The organism is Micromonospora globispora (assembly GCF_003857015.1).
GTDB lineage: Bacteria > Actinomycetota > Actinomycetes > Mycobacteriales > Micromonosporaceae > Micromonospora > Micromonospora globispora.
The window spans coordinates 37259-54565 of sequence record NZ_QGGF01000496.1; the positions used below are offsets into that span (position 1 = coordinate 37259).

A 17307-nucleotide genomic window follows, 5' to 3' on the forward strand; every position below is an offset into this window, starting at 1 on the left:
CGCGCCGCAGCTGAACCTTCGCGTTTCCCTTTGTCACACCGCTGTGCGTCGTCGCTGCGCCGCACGCCATGCCACCTACCCACCAATCGGCCCTGACGTGCCCGGTACATCCCGCTTGGCAGCGGTTCGTTGAAAACTCCACAGTGGAAGCCAATCTGCATCATCAACAACCCGACCTGGGGCTCGTCTTCCGGCGAGCCTCCCGCCTGCCCTCGACGCGGCCGAGGAGCAGCGAAGCTGGGCCAGCCGACGCCCGAGGTTCCGCCCCACCGGCAAGCGCTCGGGAGCACCACCTGTCCGTACACCCACCATCACGATCTGGGCCAACCTTCCCGATGCGCCCCAAACCAAGGCGTGACTGGTGTCCGCTCATCGACTATGACCGCACTCATCGCGGCTACCAGATCCGTGCACGACTTGTAATGATTGCCGGCGAGCTGGCCCCGGCGCGTTCGGAGGAGGTCAGGACCTGCCTTGAGACGTGTTTCGGCGCAACCGAAGATGCTTGTCGGCGTACAGCCCAACGTACATAGCCAGGTACGTGGCAACGCGCAAGATCCACATGCGGATAAGGTGAGGTCAGTCGATCTGGCGGCCCCTACGTCCCGACACCGCCGACACTGACCACTGCGCGCCCGCTCGGGCAGCTGATCGTGGTGGGTTGCGGCGCGCAGGCCGGTCCGGCCGATTGCGCCGGGGACGTGGGCGCCGAGGCAGCTGTGCAGGTCGCCGCCAGTGCGGCCCCGGCCAGGGTGATCGTGGGGCTTCGGGACATGTTCACATGTCTACGATTCTTCGCGGGCTGCGGAGGTTCCCGGTCGGACCGAAGTGCTCGGGGCGAGCCGGGCTTCGAGGCCATCGAGGAGGGCCGCGAGGCCGAACTCGAACGTTTCGGCGGGTGCCGCGGCGTACTCGGCGGAGGCGGTTTCCAGGCGCGCCCGCAAGCGCGGGTACTGCGCCGCGATCTCGTGGGCCTTTGCCATGCTGGCGCGCATCAGTTCCTCGGCGTTGCCGCTGTCGCGGCTGAGCCTCTTGGCGAGCGAGTCGGCCGCGGCCGGGCCGAGGGCGTTGCCGAGCACGAAGGTGAAGACGCTGGCTGCCGCCTGGTCGGCCTGCGCTTCGGTGAAGCCGGCCGCTTCGAAGACGGCGAGGCTGCGGTCGTCGTGGCGGGCCTTGCCGGGGCCGAACACCACGAAGGAGCCGAAAGCCTGCACCAGCCAGGGGTGGCGGGTCAACATCGCGTGCAGTTCGGTGGCCATCTGTGTGGCGGCCGTACGCCAGTCGGTCGTGGCCAGGTCGGGCAGCGTGATCTCGTTCCAGGCCTGGTCGCCGGCGAGTGCGATGAGGTTCTCCTTGCTGCCCACGTGCCAGTAGACCGCGGTGGCCGCCGAGCCGAGTCGCTTGCCCAGGGCGCGCATGTTCAGGCCGTCCAGGCCCTCGGCGTCGAGCAGATCGGTCGCGGTCTTGACGATCTGGTCGCGGTTCAGCGTGTCGCGCGGCATACGTCCAAGATAGCGAGGTCTTGAACTTAGTTCAAGAATCACTTGCACAGCGTTCAGGTCGTGGGCTAGGTTCCACTTGCACACAGTTCAAGTCGTTCCACGGAGGGAACGGAATGTCACAGAACACGCTGGCCGAGTTCGTCGAGGCCACCGCTACGAAGTTCGGAATCCCCGGCGTCGCCGTCGGGGTATGGGTCAACGGCCAGGAGATGTACGCCTGCTACGGCGTGACGAGCGTCGACAACCCGCTGCCGGTCGACCGGGACACGATGTTCGTGCTCGGCTCGGTCACGAAGACCTTCACGGCGACCGCGCTGATGTGCCTGGTCGCGCAGGGGCGGGTCGACCTGGATGCGCCGGTACGCCGCTACGTGCCGGAGCTGCGGCTCGCCGAAGAGCAGACCGCGGCGAGCATCACGGTGATGAACCTGCTCAACCACACCGGCGGTCTCGGACTGGGGTTCATCGCCGACACCGGTGAGGGCGACGACGCCCTGGCCCGTTATGTGGCGCAGCTGCCCGAGCTGGAGCTGATCGGCCCGCCCGGTGCGCGGGCCTCCTACAGCCAGGCCGGGTTCAACCTGATCGGGCGGATCATCGAGAAGGTCACCGGCCTGACCTACGAACGTGCCGTCGCCTCGCTGCTGTTCGAGCCGCTCGGCCTGGAACACAGCTTCTATCCGGCCAGCGACGTCCTCAGCCGCCGGTTCGCGGTGGGGCACAACCCCGGTGAGGATGGCGCGCTGGCCGTCGCGCGGCTGCGCAAGCGATGGCGCGGCGACAACCCGGGCGGCGGCCTGGAATCCTCGGCGGCCGACCTGCTGCGCTGGGCCCGGTTTCACCTCGGCGACGGCCGCACGGAAAGCGGCGAGGAGGTTATGCCCGCCGAGATGTTGCAGCGGATGAAGGAGCCGACCGTCGAGCTGCGCGGCAGCTCGCTCGGTGACGCGTTCGGCATCGCGTGGTTCCTGCGTGATGTGGACGGCGTACGCACCGTCGGGCACGGCGGGTCGACCAACGGCCAGTTCGCCGAACTGCTCCTCGTACCGGAGCGTGACTTCGCCGTCGTCTCGCTGTCCAACGCCGGCCCCAACGGCATCCCCTTCAACCAGGCCGTCGTCCAGTGGGCGCTGGAGCACCACGTGGGGGTCGTCGATCGGGACCCGCAGCCGATCCCGCACGACGCCGCGTGGGCCCGCGAGGTCGTCGGGGACTATGACATGGACTCCATGTACGTCACCATCGCCGGCGACGGGACGGGACTGACGCTGGAGGTCGACATCAAGCCGGAGATCCGTGCCGCGGCCGTAACCGAACTGCCGCCGGGCTACGCGCCGGCCGCCATCGGCCGGCTGCCCGGTGACGGGGATGAGTACATCATCACCGAGGGCGGCATGAAGGGGCAGCGCGGCTTCTTCACCCGCGACGAGCACGGCGTGGTGGTCGGCGTCGACCTGGCCGGCCGGGTCGCCACCCGCGTCGCGTAGCACTGCGGGAAGGAAGTCCTGTGCGGACTGCCTTCCTGCGTAATGCCAACATGGCCCGTTGACTTCAGCAGCAAGTGCCGCGCGGAATGGACCCCGCCGGCGTCAGCGCATGCGTACCTACCTCGGCACGTACGAGTACGCCGACATCCGGGGTGCCGTCTGACTTCTTCAGCAGCCCCGGGGCGGAGGGTAGCCGATTCGGCGGGATGCCGCGGCGCAGGATCTTCACGAGAGAGATCGTCAAATGTTGTGGATCGGCGGGAGTCGGGTAGGCACGGCCACGAAGCCCCCGAGCTTGGAACCCACCTCCAGACTGAATCGTCCGGAGCGAGGGATCATGGCATCCTTGCCCGCATGGTCGAACAGACCGATCCCTCGCTTGCTGACGCCGAGCTGCCCGCCTGCATCCAGGCCGCTCGGCAGGCTCCCGGAGCTCCTGCCCGCGCTGTGGGAGCAGCAGAGCTACGGCGTGCCCAACGGTTGCGTGCCGAAGCCCGCCCCCCGGGCCCGGAGATCGCCTGGGCCGAGGATCTGACGGTCGGTTTCGGCAGCCGTCGGAGCCCGCCTCTACCGGCCGTCGGCTGCGGCCGGGCCGCTGGTGGTGTTCCTCCACGGTGGGATGTGGACGATCAGCGACCTTGAGTCGTACGACCGGGCGTGCCGCCGATTGGCGCTCACGACCGACACGGTCGTGCTGAGCGTCGACTTCCGCCGGGCTGCTGAGCACCCATGGCCGACAGCCGTCGATGATTGCGTGGACGTCGTCCGGTGGGCGGCAACCGGCGGTGGTTCGAGCCTCGGCATCGCAGGACCTACCGTCGTCATGGGCGACAGCTCTGGCGGGAACCTTGCCACGCTCACCTGCCTGCGCCTATGCGACGAGGGGTGGGCCGCTGCCGGCCGCCCAGGTCCTTGTGTATCCCAACACCGATCTGACGCACTCCTATCCCAGTACGCAGACGAAGGCCACGGGCTGGGGCTTGACCACCGACGATGCCGAGTGGGGCGCTGAACAGTGGGTTCCGGACCCGTCCCGGCGCGCCGAGCCCGAGGTCAGTCCGGTGTTCGCCGCGGACCTCGGCGGTCTGCCGCCCACCGTTGTCGTCACCGCGGAGCACGATCCGTTGCGGGATGAGGGCGACGCGTATGCGGCCCGGCTGGCCGCCGCGGACGTTCCTGCCAGGCACCGGTGCGAGGCCGGGATGGTCCACGGATTCCTCACGCTCGACACCATCTCTCCGGCCGCAGCGGCGGCCGGAGATCGAGTCTTCCCAGACGTCGCAGACCTTCGGCACTCGTACGCGACGGAGTTGGTGTCGCGCGGCGTCCCGGTCAACGACGTCCAGGCGGTGATGGGCCACGAGAAGCCGTCGACCACCCTCAACCTCTACACGCACCGATCGGACGGCCGGGATCAACGCATCCGCGAGGCGTTCGCTGACGATCCGCTGACTTCCAGCGACGACTAGCGATGCAATCAGCAAAAGGCATCCTCACCTGAGGGTGCCTTTTCTGGCCATATCGGTGGTGGGCGATACTGGGATCGAACCAGTGACCTCTTCGGTGTGAATGTTGATCTCGTCCGTCGAGGTGCTTCAAGCGATGCGATCTAATGCCGTCGGGTGCGATCCGGCCAGCGTTTGACGTCGGCCAGGGAGGCATGAAGGGGAACCAATTGCTGACTTCTCGCTGACGTAGCGGCCTGACCGCGCGGGGTGAACGTCCCAGCTCGATTACGCGGCACGTCGATCTCGACATGATCACTCGCCTCGGTCAGCACCGTCTTGGACCGGGTGCCGTTGCGGATGGTGCCCGACCCCGCGCCGGCCGGATCGTACTTCTCATAGCCCAGGTGCTCGGTCATCTCCTCATTCAGCGCGGTCTCGAGCACCGTCTTGGTCAACTGCTTGAGCAGCCCGTCCGGGCGGGTCAGCGACAAGCCCTGTTCCTTGGCCAACCGGCCCAGCTCGGCGGCGGCCTGCTCCTCCGCCGGCGGCTCAGGCTTCCTCTTCCGTGGGGTCACATCGTTCAGTGTCGCGGTCATCACGGCACCCTCCTCGCCAAGCACCACGCCCAGCGGTCAGGCCGGAAACACCGTTAAATCCACAGTCCCGCCGCTGAAGCCCCTGAATCTTGAGCCGACCATGCGCCCGCGTGAGCGCGGGATGAGCCAGCTGTGAGCGCGGGATGCCATCCTCGTCAGTGCCTTGTGGAAACCAACGGGCGGCACGGGCGGCAACGCCGATAGCAGGACGAGCCTGATTTGGGAGGGGAATACGGCCCGCAACGGATAGCGATTGGTGGCAACCGTGCCACCGACGACCGTTACTACGCGTGCGCCGGGCAGTCGATTATTTGGAAACGGTAGGCGGAGGTCCTACCCAAGCTGTCACAGCGCTGGCTCAAGCGCTAGGCCATTGACGACCAGACCAATGGCGGCTCGGTGGTGGACGAAGGGGGCGAGATCACGCCCGCGTGAAGATCGGAAATTTGCTGGGTGGGCATGGGCCGGGGCCACCGTTTCGCTAGTAGAAAGGATGTGGCACATGCTAAGGAAGCGCTTGGTGTGTGGCGGGGCTGGCGGTGCGGCGTCCGCCGTGCTCGCTGGCCTAATGGTGATGGTGCCGTCGGTGGCGATGGCACAATCGGATGGGGTGAGTTTCAGTCCGTCGACCGACTTCCCCGTCGGCGGCGACCCGCGCTCGGTGGCGGTGGGGGATTTCAACGGCGACGGCCACCCCGACCTGGTAACGGCTAACAAGGCCGCGAATACTGTGTCGGTGTTGTCCAACGACGGTTCTGGTGGTTTCACCAACGGCACCGACTTCCCGGTCGGCACCAGCCCAAGCTCCGTGGCGGTGGGGGATTTCAACGGCGACGGCCACGTCGACCTGGCTGTCTCCTTTGGGTTCCAGGGACTGTCGGTCTTGCTGAACGACGGTTCTGGTGGTTTCGCCAACCGCACTGACTTCTCCGCCTTCGGCGGCGTCCCGGACTCGGTGGTGGTGGGGGATTTCAACGGCGACGGCCACCCCGACCTGGCAACAAACTATGCTTCATTTGGTTCGGTGTTGTCGGTGTTTCTGAACGATGGTTCTGGTGGTTTCGCCAACCGCACCGACATCAGCGTCGGCACTTCCGCGCTCTCCTTGGCAGTAGCGGATTTCAACAGCGACGGCCACCCCGACCTGGTAGCCCCCAATGGAATCGATCGGGTGACGGTGATGCTCAACGACGGTTCTGGTAGCTTCGCCAACCACATCGGCGCCTCCGTCTCCGACCAGTACTCGGTGGCGGTGGGGGACTTCAACAGCGACGGCCTCCCTGACCTGGCAACCGCCAGCTTCCCAAGGAATACGGTGACGACGTTACTCCAGTTCACTTTCGGCGGCGGATTCTTCTATACCCAGTCCAGCAACACGGTCGGCGATAGCCCGCAGTCGATCGCGGTCGGGGACTTCAACAGCGACGGCCGCCCAGACGCGGTAACCGGAAACAATGTCGCGAATACCGTGTCGGTGTTGCTGGACGATGTTTATGGTAATCTCACCAACCGCACCGACTTCCCCGTCGATGCAGGCCCCAGATCAGTGGCGGTGGGGGACTTCAACAGCGACGGCCGCCCCGACCTGGCAACCGCCAACCGCACCGCTAACACGGTTTCGGTGTTGTTGAACACCACGACGCCCAACACCCCGCCCACCATCACCGTCGCGGCCGGCGGGCAATGCGTGACTGACACGTCCGGCAGCATCAACCTCACCGTGGGCGATGCGGAAAGCCCACCTGGGGATCTCGTCGTGACTGCGACGTCATCGAACCAGGCACTGGTTCCGGATGCCAACATCACCGTCGGCGGTTCCGACGCTAACCGCACGCTGACGGTCGCCACGGTCCCGGCCCAGACTGGAACCGCGATCGTGACCGCGCAGGTCAGCGATGGCTTCGCCACCAGCACCGTTGACATCACTGTCACTGCCGGAGGCAACCAACCGAACACGATCAGCGGCACGACCGGCGCCGACATGATTTTCGGCAAGAAAGGAGACGACACCATCTCCGGCCAAGCCGGAAACGACCTGCTGTGCGGCGGGAGTGGCAACGACAAGCTCATCGGCAACGCCGGCGACGACACGATGTACGGCGCGAACGGCGACGACGTGCTCTCCGGCGGCGCCGGCGCGGACCATTTCAGCGGCGGGAAGGGAACAGACACCGCGACCGACCTGACTGCCGCCGAAGGCGACACCCAGGACGGCACCATTCCCTAGGCAGGCGAGGGTGAGGTGGACAGGTCCAGGCCGCTGTCCACCTCGCCTCGGCGGCGGCCATCCGAGTCGGTTCGCGGGAGTGAATGCCCCCGAAATCCTCGGCGGGAAGGCGGCAGCAGGCTAGCTTCGGGCAAAGACACCTAAACCGGGCGGCGCGGGCGTAAGCCAGGTCCCGCCCCCGGTGCCTCACGCGCCAGCCGAGGCGCACGACCACAGGGAAACAACGTACGAGTTACAGGGGGTAAAACCATGACTACTGCTGTCTTGCGGTCCGCAAAAGCGGGGGCAATCCTGACGACGCTGTTTTTAAGCGTGGGTCTTGTGACCGGCGTCGCGGAGGCAGGGCCACCCCGCAACCACCAGTGCATCAGCCCCATTTTCCTTGGAGGGAGCGAGCAATGGCGGGATCTAAACCAGCGCTACGGCGTCAGCGAACGGATCATCGGCCCTCCTGCGCCCGCGACCGACGATATAGCTGACCCCCCCGGGGGGCCTGGCTGCCGCACGGCGCTGGTCGGGGACCAGTGGGTCCGGGCCGTCCCGCCCTGGATCACGGCGACGGAGACCGAACAGGAAGCTTTCATCACCAACTTTAAGAGCGCCCGCTATGTGATCGACGCCGGGACCCCCCAAGAGCAGTCCGTCACGGCGGGCCCGGAAATCTTGCGATCCGGGATCGTTCCCGATGATGTGCAGCCGCCGGCAACCCGCGGGCTGCCCTTCGTCGTACCCGTGTCTCCTGTCTTTCATCCGCTTCGCCCCGGCACTCACACCAGCACCCTCTTCGTGGACATGAACGAGAAGGTATGCACCGGCCGCGGGCCCGCCCCGGGCCTTAGCACGGACTGTCTGGAGGCAGGCGAATCCGAGTACCCCATCATTGACAACGGGCCTTTCACAGTTTTGACTGGTCCCCCGCCACCAACCGCCTAGACCACAACCAGCCCAATTCCCACCACCACAACCATGGGCGAGCACTGAGCCAGGGGCGCAAGGGGCCGGGGTATCGCAGCTCGGCTAGCCCACCCGTGTAGGGGCCCTCAGAACGTTTCTGAGGGCCCTTCACTGTGTCCGGGTACCGTGGGCACCCACGACCAGAGCCCCAATCACCACAGCGACCAGCCCCCCGCACATTCCCGGCAAAGGTCAATGGCCCTCGGTCGGGCGCTGCCCGCCCTGCCGGAGGGCAATCAGCTCGTCGCCGCCGGCCTGCGCTGAGCCGTACCGGCCGCCGACCGCCCCACCGTCAGGGACTCACCACCGGTGGGGCGGTCAGGATTCCAACTGCACATGCGAGCAGACCACCCGGAAGTCGCCGGACTGGAAGTCCGCGAACCCGCCACCGTCGTACCCGCCCCACCCGGCCCGCATCCCGACTTCGAACACGGCCACCGCGCCGGCCGGCACCCGGAAGGTGTCGTACGCGAGGTGGGCGGCGCCGGACACCGGCACACTCTCGTGCCGCCCGGGCCGGCCGAGAAGCTGCCACCCACCGCTGACCGACAGCGACTCCACGTCGTTGACCTGGTCGGGCTGCGGCAGGGGGCCGGGTCGGCGGTCACGGTCCACGGGCCGGCGAGTCATGGCAGGTCCAGCGAAGGGTCGCCGCGAAGGATCGCTCGTTCCAGCTGCTGCAGCTGCGGTGAGGGGTCGAGCCCGAGTTCGTCGACGAGCCGGCTCCGCGCATGCCGGTAGGCGATCAGCGCGTCGGCGGGGCGGCCGGCGCGGTAGAGGGCCAGCATGAGCTGCGCGAGCAGTCGTTGGCGGTACGGATGCTGCCGGGCGTACTCGGCGAGTTCGTCGACAACCTCCTCGTGCCGCCCGAGCCGCAACTGCGCGTCCGACAACTCCTCCAGGGCGGTCAACCGCGTCTCCTCCAGCCCCCAGCACAGCTCCTCGACTCGCGGCGTCGCCACGTCGGCCAGCGGGGGTCCATGCCACAGGTCGAGCGCGCGCCGCAGCATCGAAGCCCTTTCCAGGTCGTCCGGCTCAAGGCGGGCCGTGGCAAGGAGAGCTCGGAAGCGGTGGGCATCCACCGACATCGGGTCGGCTTGCAGGACGTAGGTCGGGCCGCGCGTACTGATCTTCACGTTGCCATGGTCCGCGCCGGCCGTGGCCAGGATGGTGCGCAGTTGCGAGACGCGGACGTGGATCGCATGACGGGCGGTGTGGGGTGGCGATTCAGGCCACGTCAGGTCGACCAGGCGGTCGAGCGGGACCAGCTGATTCACGTTCAACGCGAGGATCGCCAGCACGAGCCGCTGTTGGCGTGGTCCAAGATCGATCTGTCGGTCCCCCGCCCAGGCCTCCACCGCTCCCAAGAGCCGAAACTCCACAGCCCCTCCCCCGTGACGCCTCTGCACCTCCTCCGCTTCGCTGCGCAGGGTCTCGGATCGTCGTTGCTCGCGATGATGAGGCGGGCCCGCCGAATGCGCGTGTTCTTCGTACTCCGCCAACACCGACCACAATGGGAAAGCGCCCGCCAAGCCTCCTGAACAGCCCTAAAGTCGGCTGTAACAGAATGCCGGTGCGATCGTCAAGACTGAAGAAAGATTTACCACGCCGGCGACGATCGAACCCGCATCGGCCGTCAAAGTGGACAATTGCCGGAAATCATCCCAGCCGCCATGGCCCGGAGGGCTGGGCCTGATAGGACACATCGTCAAGGCGCCAGCGGGTACCTTCCGCGCGAATTGGCGTGACGCCAGCGGCCGGCAAAAGGCCAAGACCTTTCCGACCCGCCGGCAGGCAGCGTCCTTCCTGGCCGAGACGGAAGCCGCCATCGCCCGCGGTGGGTACGTCGATCCGCACGCCGGTCGCCTGCTGTTCGGGAGGTACGCGGAGCGGTGGCGTGGGTCCCGCAACGATGAGCTGACCACGAGGGCCCGGGACGCCTCGCTGACGCCCAACGACAACTGACGATGGAATCGGCAAGAGCCACCCTCGCGCGAGGGTGGCTCTTCTGCGCTATATCGATGGTGGGCGATACTGGGATCGAACCAGTGACCTCTTCGGTGTGAACTACCGGCAACCGGGTCGGATGCGGTCTCGTGCGAGGCAACACGGTTCCTTGCGGTCGCTCGCGGCCTGGCTCGGTGCGGTTGGTTGCTGTACTCGGCTGCTGTACGGGAGAGGGCTCGTCCACAGTTCCCTGGTGCTCCAATCCCGTGCCGAAGAAGCCGGTGACGTCGGCGGCAAGGTGACTGTTTCTGACCAACGAGACACCTCTGTTCCGGGCCTTGGATCCCCTAAGGCCGGAACGGGCGTGGCGTCCAAAGGCTGAAGGAGCCGCAGAACCTGCCCGCCGCTTGCGAGGCGGGCAGGTTCATTGTGCGACGCTATTAGGGCCTCTTCGGGCCAGGACCAACAACTGAACAGCGATACACCTCGTCCGTCACGACGAGATGGATTTCCGGATGGGCTCCGGCCGCAGCCGCCAGGACCGCCTCGTCGGAGGTGAACTGGTGAGGCGTGAATCCCGCGTTGAAAACGATGAGGACTTGCTGCCACAGGGGGTTGAACCCGTCACCCTGGATGGCATCGATCACAGGAATGAAATCCTGTTCCTCGTCCAGGTCGTTCGATGCAAAGATCATGTTGATGCTCGGGTTGTGCGCGATCAGTGCGGCTGAGGCATTGAGCGGCATCTCTTTCATATTGACGGTGAACTGCGTACCGTCGTAGAAAGCGGGCATCTGACCAGCAGCACCGTTCATGCTTGCTGCGTGCGCCACCCCTGTGCCCAAAATGGAGAGCAGCAACGCAAGAGGGATGGAGATGAACGCGCGAGCCGATTTCCTGCGGATGTTCATATTACCTTCTTCGATCGTTGTGGTGGGAAAGTGCAGATGGGGTTCGTAGAGCTTTTGCGCGTACTCACGGACGATTTCGGTGTTGCAGCGGACGGCGTGGTGGCCGCCAATGGCTGCCTCCCTCATCGACCATCAGACGATAGGCACTGCCGGTGGAGCGTGTCCCGGTCATCGTGGAAGTTGAGGTGGCGGTCCCCCATCTGGGTGAACCACCCCCGGTGGAGACTCGATTGAGAGGATGAGTCATGCCATGGAAGTCCCCTATCCGCGTGAGTTGCGGGATCGGGCGGTTCGGATGGTCGCCGGAGACGCTCACGGCCATTACGCTCGATCGCGCCGCGTTCCCAGGGTGCCCAACCGGAGTCCGTGCCGCTTCAGGCGGCGCACGGGCAGCCCGTTGACTGCCTCGGCGAGGCATCGTCCCTGCGTGAGCCCTCGCTCGATCGCCGGGCGCAAATGAATGCCGCCGTACAACCGGGATAACGCCGCCTCTTCAGCGGCCGCACTGAACGAGTCGAAACGCCGCGGCGCGAGTCCCCGGTTGTCGTGCGTGTGGTCGTCGAAAGAGTACGAGTCACCGAACAGGTCGGCGAGCACACCGAACGCGGCGGCGGACTGTACGGAGTGGCCCGACGTGTACTCCGGGAAGGGCGGCGTGTTCAGCAGCGGCAACCAGGTCGGGTCGATGAGCCGCTGGATGTATGTGACGGGGCGGAGCAGGTTGTAGATGTACTTCGTCTTCCAGCAGGCGATGAATGCGTCGCACACGGCCATGCCGACCTTGGCATAAGTCTCCGCGGCGAGCATCAGCGACGCGTCCTCGAGGCGCAGCACCTGCGTCGCTACCGAGATCGAGTGACCTGGCGGACTGGCCGTCACACCCGGGTCGTCGGACCAGAAGAGCGCGATCGCCTCCTGCTCCGGCGTGCGGTTGTTGACCGCGTCGTACACCTCCCGCGCCTCTCCGAAGAAGGCAGACTGTCGCTGCTCGGAGTAGAGGGTGGGATCGTCGGGTGCGCAGCTGCGGCCGTCGGGCAACACCAGAGGGCGGTTGTCGCCCCATCTCGGCTGCAGCGCGGGCTGGAACGCCGGTGGGGTGGGGACCCAAAGGCCACGGCCGGAGGGCGGCACGTAGTCCGGCGGGAAGTTGCGCAGATAGCCCTCGTGGCCGCCGTCCCCGCGAGACCAGTCGAACACCGCGCGCGCCACCTGCGCACCGCGCCGCGCCGACGCGGCGACCTCCGAATGGGAGGAGCGGCCGCGTGCACGCTCGCTGAGCTCGGCCTCCAATGCGTCGATCGCGGCGAGGTTGGCCGCACTCGTGTTGTCGTACAGCGAGCGCAGGATGCCGGCGAGCGCGGCATTGGCCACGACCGGCCAGTTGCCGCCCCGCTCGTCACGAGGCAGCCCGCGTAGACCCGGCCACTGCCCGGCGAGCGATCGGTACTGCCGGGATCCGGGAACGACGGCCTCGTACAGCGTCACACCCGCGTAGCCCAACGCGCGCGCCGTCACCGGCGGCGTGAAGCCAGGCGTCGTCCGCGTCAGCGCCAGCGCCAGGTCGAACCAGGCGAGCGGAACGGACGCATCGAAGTCCTCAGGATGCCGATCGCGGGTCGCCGCTGCGGCACGTGGGGCTCGTCCCGCGACGGCGGCGGCGGCTCCAATGCCCGCCAGGACAATGCGGCGGGAGATGAGCTTGGCAGACCGCGGTTGGTGGCTCATGGCGTACACCTCTACCCCGTAGTTCGTGGCCATCGGCCGCTCGGATCGGGGTCGGCCAATGTGAATCGTCTTGGCCATCAGGCCGCGCCGCGCTGGTGTCGGTGGGCAGCAACACGCCTATCACCTGCGGCAACTGAACGAAGCCTAGAGGAGGGCGGCGCGAGCGGAAGAGAGAACAGAAACACCCAGTCCCATTTCGCCTGCGCCAGTTGCCCGGCCGCCAATACGGCCTGGCCCCGACCAGCTACGAGTCGGCCGGGCGACGCTCCGGCAAGGTCTACATCAGCAAGATCGGCTCGGTCGAGCTGCGCCAGGCGATCATCGCCCTAGGCGTCGGGATCGCCCTGCACCCCGACTTCGCCGCCTCCAAGCGCCGCCTCATCGGCGCCGGCAAGAAGCCGATGGTCGCGACCATCGCCGTCGCGCACCGAGCGCACCGGCTCGCGTTCGCGATCCTCCGGTCCCAGAGATCATCCGAGCCAGCAAGGTGGGCGGCGTCCACCGCCCGTCCCCACGGGCGGAGCCGGTTCGTCATGGCCGCCGGCGAGGCGACCAGAACGACGTAACGGCGTTCCTCAAGGCCGGCGCCCTCGGCCAGGACGGGACGCTGCGCGACAGCAACACCGGCGTGCCGCAAGGTGGGATCCCCTCCCCCGTGCTGGCAACCTGGCCCTGTCGGTGCTGGACGAGTACATCGCCCAGACTCCCGGCGAGCCGGGCAGCACCCCAAGGCCAGCGGGCCACCCGCCGACGCAAAGCCCTGGGCAACTATCGGCTCGTCCGCTACGCCGACGACTGGCTGCTCATGGTCTCGGGAACCCGCGAGCACGCGCAGCAGATGTGCGAGCACGCGGCGGCGGTCCTGGCCCCGATGGGATTACGCCTGTCGGCGGAGGAAACGAAGACCACCCACATCGACGAAGGTCGAATTCCTCGGCTGGCGCATCCAGCGCCACCGCAAACGAGGCACCAACCGGGCCACATCTACATATACCCGTCCCGCAAAGCGATCAGAGCGGTGACGGTCAAGGTGAAGACGATCTGCCGGCGCAACGTCAACCAGCCGCTCCAGACCCTCATCCGCCACCTCAACCCGGCGCTGCGGGCTGGTGCGCCCACTTCAGACCCGGCGTGGCCGCCGCTACCTTCGCCGACCTGGCCAGCTACGCCCTGGACCGGTTCCTGCGATGGGCACGACGCAAACACCGCCGGCCCTGACTACCTTCACGATGCCGCCTGTCGACGTGTTAGGCCAGCTGCTGCTGGCGGTCTCGCTGCCTGCCGCCAAATACTCAGAGCACAGGCCAGACGCCGGGCAGGCCGCGGTCGGGTAACCGGCTGTCACCCACCCATGTCGGAGCACGACACGTCGGCGGCGTCACCCGCGCTCTACCGACCATGCGACGGAGCTGGCGATGACGGCGACGGCGATGGCGACGGGCCCTCCGTCGAGTTGCTGGATGCGGCCGCCCATGCGGAACCAACCATCCATGCTAGGGCGACGGCAAGAATCACGATAGCCCCCCGCACAGCCGCCCAGAACGCCTTCAACAGCTGCGGCACGAGCGCCTTCGCCTTCTTGTAGTCCGACCAGGCCCGGTGAGCGACCTGATAGGCACGCCCGGCCAGAAACCCGATCGCAACACTGATGATGACTAGAACGGACGCGCTCGTGCTCATTACTCACGTTTGCATGATGCATTGCCGATGGTCACTGGGCCGAAACAGCAGCAGCGGTGACGGGTTGCCGACACCTGCGCGTAGACGACAGCACCCGGCCCTCGGCGCGCCGGCCGGCGCGCTCGTCGACCAGTCCCCACCATGACCCACCCCCGCCGCGCCCAGGGCGTCATCATCTACGACTGCACATGGACCACCACTGACCTACCCGTCACCGCCACCGACCTCATGCGACACACCCAGATCAGCGGCGACGGTTCCGACCAGACCCCGCCTGCATCGACCTGGCCCTCAGCCAGGCCGCGCGACTCGCACGACCTCTACCCCGTCGGTCCGCTCCGCATCGGCCGCTGACCTGCTCATTGCGAGTCGGCCGCAGCCTGCTGGTCGGCGTGCTCCTGGTCCTCGTCGACCTACGCTTGGGTCCACCTACATCCGCCGTTGTTCGCCGGCTTGGCTGCCCCGTCGGCTGCTTAGCCGGGACACAGGGAAGGCGCCACCGCTCAGGCGTTCGCGGCATCGTCTACCCACACGATTGCAACCAGGCAGAGTACCTGGCCGCGAGATCGTTGCTTGTACTGTGCAGGCCAGCCGAGGTCGTGGTCCTCGTCCCGTCGGCTGCGAGCAGCGAGCCAGCGTCAGCCTACGTAACAGCGGGAGAGCCGCGATGGCCGAGCAAGTACCGGCACTTGGCACCGGATGGCGACGCCTTGACGGCTGGCTGTGCAGGCGCAGCTACCGGCAAGCCATCGCGCTCTACGATCGCTACGCCGCCGGACCACCCGCCGCGCCCGAATGGGTCGTGGGCTGCGTGGCCGCCGCCGTGTTCGGACTGGCGGTACGACTCGGGCTCGCTGTGTGCCTGACGCTGGGCGGCTGGCTGTGCACCCGCCACTTCCCGAGCCTGAATGTGATTCCCGGCCTGGTCCTGTGCGGCGGGGCGGTGTTCTTATGGCCGCGTGCGCCCCGGATCTCCCGGTATGCCGCAGCGCTGGACCGTGCGGAGGCACCCGACCTGTACGCCCTGGCCGGCCGGATCGCGGCAGCTCTCGGCGCGCCCGCGCCGCACGTCATCCACGTCGACGACCGGTTCGGCGCGGACGTCGTGACACACGGGCCCCTTCGGCGGCGCCACCTCATTCTCGGCATCCCGCTGCTCGCCGCCCTCACCCCGCCGCACCGCGTTGCGCTACTCGCCGTCCAGCTCGCCCGGTTCCGTACCCGCGACCTGCTGCACGGGCCATTCATCGGCGGGACCGACGCCACCCTGGAGGCGCTGACCGCTGTCCTGACGCCCGGCCCGGCCCGTACGCCACGCGCCGCTCACGACACGAGAATTGTCGCCGCGAGCATGGGAGCGAGCATAGGCACAGGCGGTCTCGGCCTGAATCTCAACGGCGGCCTGGTATGGATAAGCGAACTCGTCTGGATGCCAGTGGCCACAGTGCTGCGGAGCGGTCTCACCGTGCTGCGGCTGTGTGGCGCTGCACTGGTGCGACCAACCGCGCATCGCACCGAGTACTTCTCCGACGCCGTAGCTGCGGCGGTCGCCGGCACCGCCTCCACCATCGACGTGCTCGACGCGATGCTGTCCGCTGAGGTGCTGGTGCCACGGCTGCGCGCATTGGCCCGAGCCAATCAGCCGACGAGCGCCTGGCCGGACGCCACAGGGCAGATCCTCGCCGACGGTGACGAGCGTGTCCACCGTCGCCGGTCGAGCGCACGACGGGAGATCTCACCGCTTGGCACCCGGCTGCCGCTTGGGTTGCGGGCGAGCATGCTCGCCTCCCGACCCGACACCCCGCCCGCGCTGACTCTCGACCACACCGACAACAGGCGTATCGATGAGAACCTGGCCCACCACTACCGGCAAACCGCCCGCGATCTCGCCAATGGATCGCCGCTCGGCTAGCGAACCGAGGGTTGGGGGTGGCCTCATCAATGCAGTTCACCAGCTACTGGTAAGGAGGCCCGGCCGACCTGGCCATCGGGCCGAGCGCGCCTCGCCACCTGCGCAGACGTCGTCACCAGTGGTCGTCGTTGGTCGCTCACGATCGGCCTCCGACGGCCCGGTGACGGCCTAGACCTGGTCCTCGTCGACCCGCCCCGAGCCGGCGCTCTGACCCCTCGCTTGTAAGGCGCGTCCGGCGATCGTCACGGCGTCCGCCGTCGTTCGGGACGTCCGCGACCTCCCCCTCATCCGTCCGCTAGTGTTCGCCGGCGTTCGGCTCCGTTGATGTCAGCTGCGGATGTCAGGCGAAGCGTGACCCCCACACTGCCATTGGCCGTTGCCGCCCCCTGTTGCGCAGTTGCTCGATGCACAACTGGTTGTCCTCCAAAGCAAGCCTGGCGTTACCGCGGCCCCATGGTTGGTCCGATATCCGTCTACTGATAGAAGTCAAGGTCGCTGGTGCGCGCCAACAGGAACACCGCCACGGCGAGACCTACGATCACCGCACCGATGATGAGACTGTGCGTTGGGGAGTACCAGGTCGGTATTAGCTGTTGCAGATCGGCTCGAAACGGCGCTGGCTGGGAAGCGTCCGGGGAGACGGCTGCGTCCACATTCACACTGACAGCCGCCCCACCCATCAGCCCAAAAGACAGCACCCCGGCAGCCAGCCATACACCACCGCGAGACCGCCGCGCTCGCCGTCGAACTGCCCAGGCGAGCACCCCCAAAACGGCCAGTCCGACGATCCCGGGAGTTGCCCCCTGGTCCTGGACACTTGAACCTTGGATCGTGATGGTCCGGGGAGATCAGGAGTCCCTGACAGATGGTGAACAAGCACTACCCCGCGGAGTTCAAGGCCGACGCGGTGGCGTTGTA

12 protein-coding genes and 1 pseudogene are annotated in these 17307 nt (G+C 67.1%); 7 read left to right on the top strand and 6 right to left on the bottom strand.

Annotation, left to right across the window (positions count from 1 at the left end; genetic code table 11):
• Positions 1-785 precede the first annotated feature (785 nt).
• On the bottom strand, positions 786-1502 hold the full coding sequence (locus DKL51_RS26690; RefSeq protein ID WP_109945025.1) for a TetR/AcrR family transcriptional regulator: 717 nt from the start codon (positions 1500-1502) through the stop codon (positions 786-788).
• 113 nt (positions 1503-1615) lie between these two features.
• On the opposite strand from DKL51_RS26690, the gene DKL51_RS26695 reads away from it, so the two are divergent.
• The 3 genes from DKL51_RS26695 (at position 1616) to DKL51_RS26705 (ending at position 4458) form a co-directional block, all read left to right on the top strand.
• Entirely contained in the window at positions 1616-2989 is a 1374-nt protein-coding gene (locus tag DKL51_RS26695) for a serine hydrolase domain-containing protein (RefSeq protein WP_109945026.1), read from the top strand.
• Between the two features lie 619 nt (positions 2990-3608).
• Complete coding sequence (locus tag DKL51_RS37575; RefSeq protein ID WP_123827041.1) at positions 3609-4001, top strand: alpha/beta hydrolase fold domain-containing protein; 393 nt, start codon at positions 3609-3611, stop codon at positions 3999-4001.
• On the top strand, positions 3904-4458 hold the full coding sequence (locus DKL51_RS26705) for an alpha/beta hydrolase fold domain-containing protein (RefSeq protein WP_207783859.1): 555 nt from the start codon (positions 3904-3906) through the stop codon (positions 4456-4458). Before DKL51_RS37575 ends, DKL51_RS26705 begins: the two co-directional genes overlap by 98 nt.
• A 242-nt stretch (positions 4459-4700) precedes the next feature.
• Here the strand turns inward: DKL51_RS26705 and DKL51_RS26710 are convergent.
• Positions 4701-5033 (bottom strand): annotated as a pseudogene (locus tag DKL51_RS26710) (transposase); the annotation flags it as partial.
• A 574-nt stretch (positions 5034-5607) separates the two neighbouring features.
• On the opposite strand from DKL51_RS26710, the gene DKL51_RS26715 reads away from it, so the two are divergent.
• Positions 5608-7260, top strand: coding sequence for an FG-GAP-like repeat-containing protein (locus tag DKL51_RS26715; protein WP_165823118.1), 1653 nt, complete (start codon positions 5608-5610; stop codon positions 7258-7260).
• Positions 7261-8532: 1272 nt separating this feature from the next.
• Here DKL51_RS26715 and DKL51_RS26720 read toward each other — a convergent pair.
• From DKL51_RS26720 to DKL51_RS26735, 4 genes are all read right to left on the bottom strand, one after another.
• Positions 8533-8844, bottom strand: a complete 312-nt coding sequence (locus tag DKL51_RS26720; protein WP_123809828.1) for a hypothetical protein — start codon at positions 8842-8844, stop codon at positions 8533-8535.
• A complete protein-coding gene (locus DKL51_RS26725; protein WP_165823119.1) occupies positions 8841-9596 on the bottom strand; it encodes an AfsR/SARP family transcriptional regulator in 756 nt (251 codons plus the stop codon). Before DKL51_RS26725 ends, DKL51_RS26720 begins: the two co-directional genes overlap by 4 nt.
• Positions 9597-10601: 1005 nt before the next feature.
• On the bottom strand, positions 10602-11198 hold the full coding sequence (locus tag DKL51_RS26730; protein WP_109945032.1) for a hypothetical protein: 597 nt from the start codon (positions 11196-11198) through the stop codon (positions 10602-10604).
• Positions 11199-11393: 195 nt separating this feature from the next.
• Entirely contained in the window at positions 11394-12797 is a 1404-nt protein-coding gene (locus DKL51_RS26735) for a vanadium-dependent haloperoxidase (RefSeq protein ID WP_165823120.1), read from the bottom strand.
• A 209-nt stretch (positions 12798-13006) separates the two neighbouring features.
• On the opposite strand from DKL51_RS26735, the gene DKL51_RS35870 reads away from it, so the two are divergent.
• The 3 genes from DKL51_RS35870 (at position 13007) to DKL51_RS26750 (ending at position 16389) form a co-directional block, all read left to right on the top strand.
• Entirely contained in the window at positions 13007-13363 is a 357-nt protein-coding gene (locus DKL51_RS35870; protein ID WP_207783860.1) for a hypothetical protein, read from the top strand.
• 475 nt (positions 13364-13838) lie between these two features.
• On the top strand, positions 13839-14015 hold the full coding sequence (locus DKL51_RS37295; RefSeq protein ID WP_369008647.1) for a group II intron maturase-specific domain-containing protein: 177 nt from the start codon (positions 13839-13841) through the stop codon (positions 14013-14015).
• Between the two features lie 1129 nt (positions 14016-15144).
• Complete coding sequence (locus DKL51_RS26750) at positions 15145-16389, top strand: M48 family metallopeptidase (RefSeq protein WP_123809827.1); 1245 nt, start codon at positions 15145-15147, stop codon at positions 16387-16389.
• Positions 16390-17307: the final 918 nt, after the last annotated feature.

What these genes read in the sequence shown, in the direction of transcription:
- DKL51_RS26695 (WP_109945026.1), top strand. Translation starts at nt 1,616, where the DNA reads ATGTCACAGAACACGCTGGCCGAGTTCGTCGAGGCCACCGCTACGAAG.
- DKL51_RS26730 (WP_109945032.1), bottom strand. Translation starts at nt 11,198, where the DNA reads ATGAGGGAGGCAGCCATTGGCGGCCACCACGCCGTCCGCTGCAACACC.
- DKL51_RS37575 (WP_123827041.1), top strand. Translation starts at nt 3,609, where the DNA reads ATGTGGACGATCAGCGACCTTGAGTCGTACGACCGGGCGTGCCGCCGA.
- DKL51_RS26715 (WP_165823118.1), top strand. Translation starts at nt 5,608, where the DNA reads ATGGTGCCGTCGGTGGCGATGGCACAATCGGATGGGGTGAGTTTCAGT.
- DKL51_RS26720 (WP_123809828.1), bottom strand. Translation starts at nt 8,844, where the DNA reads ATGACTCGCCGGCCCGTGGACCGTGACCGCCGACCCGGCCCCCTGCCG.
- DKL51_RS26690 (WP_109945025.1), bottom strand. Translation starts at nt 1,502, where the DNA reads ATGCCGCGCGACACGCTGAACCGCGACCAGATCGTCAAGACCGCGACC.
- DKL51_RS26750 (WP_123809827.1), top strand. Translation starts at nt 15,145, where the DNA reads ATGGCCGAGCAAGTACCGGCACTTGGCACCGGATGGCGACGCCTTGAC.
- DKL51_RS26735 (WP_165823120.1), bottom strand. Translation starts at nt 12,797, where the DNA reads ATGAGCCACCAACCGCGGTCTGCCAAGCTCATCTCCCGCCGCATTGTC.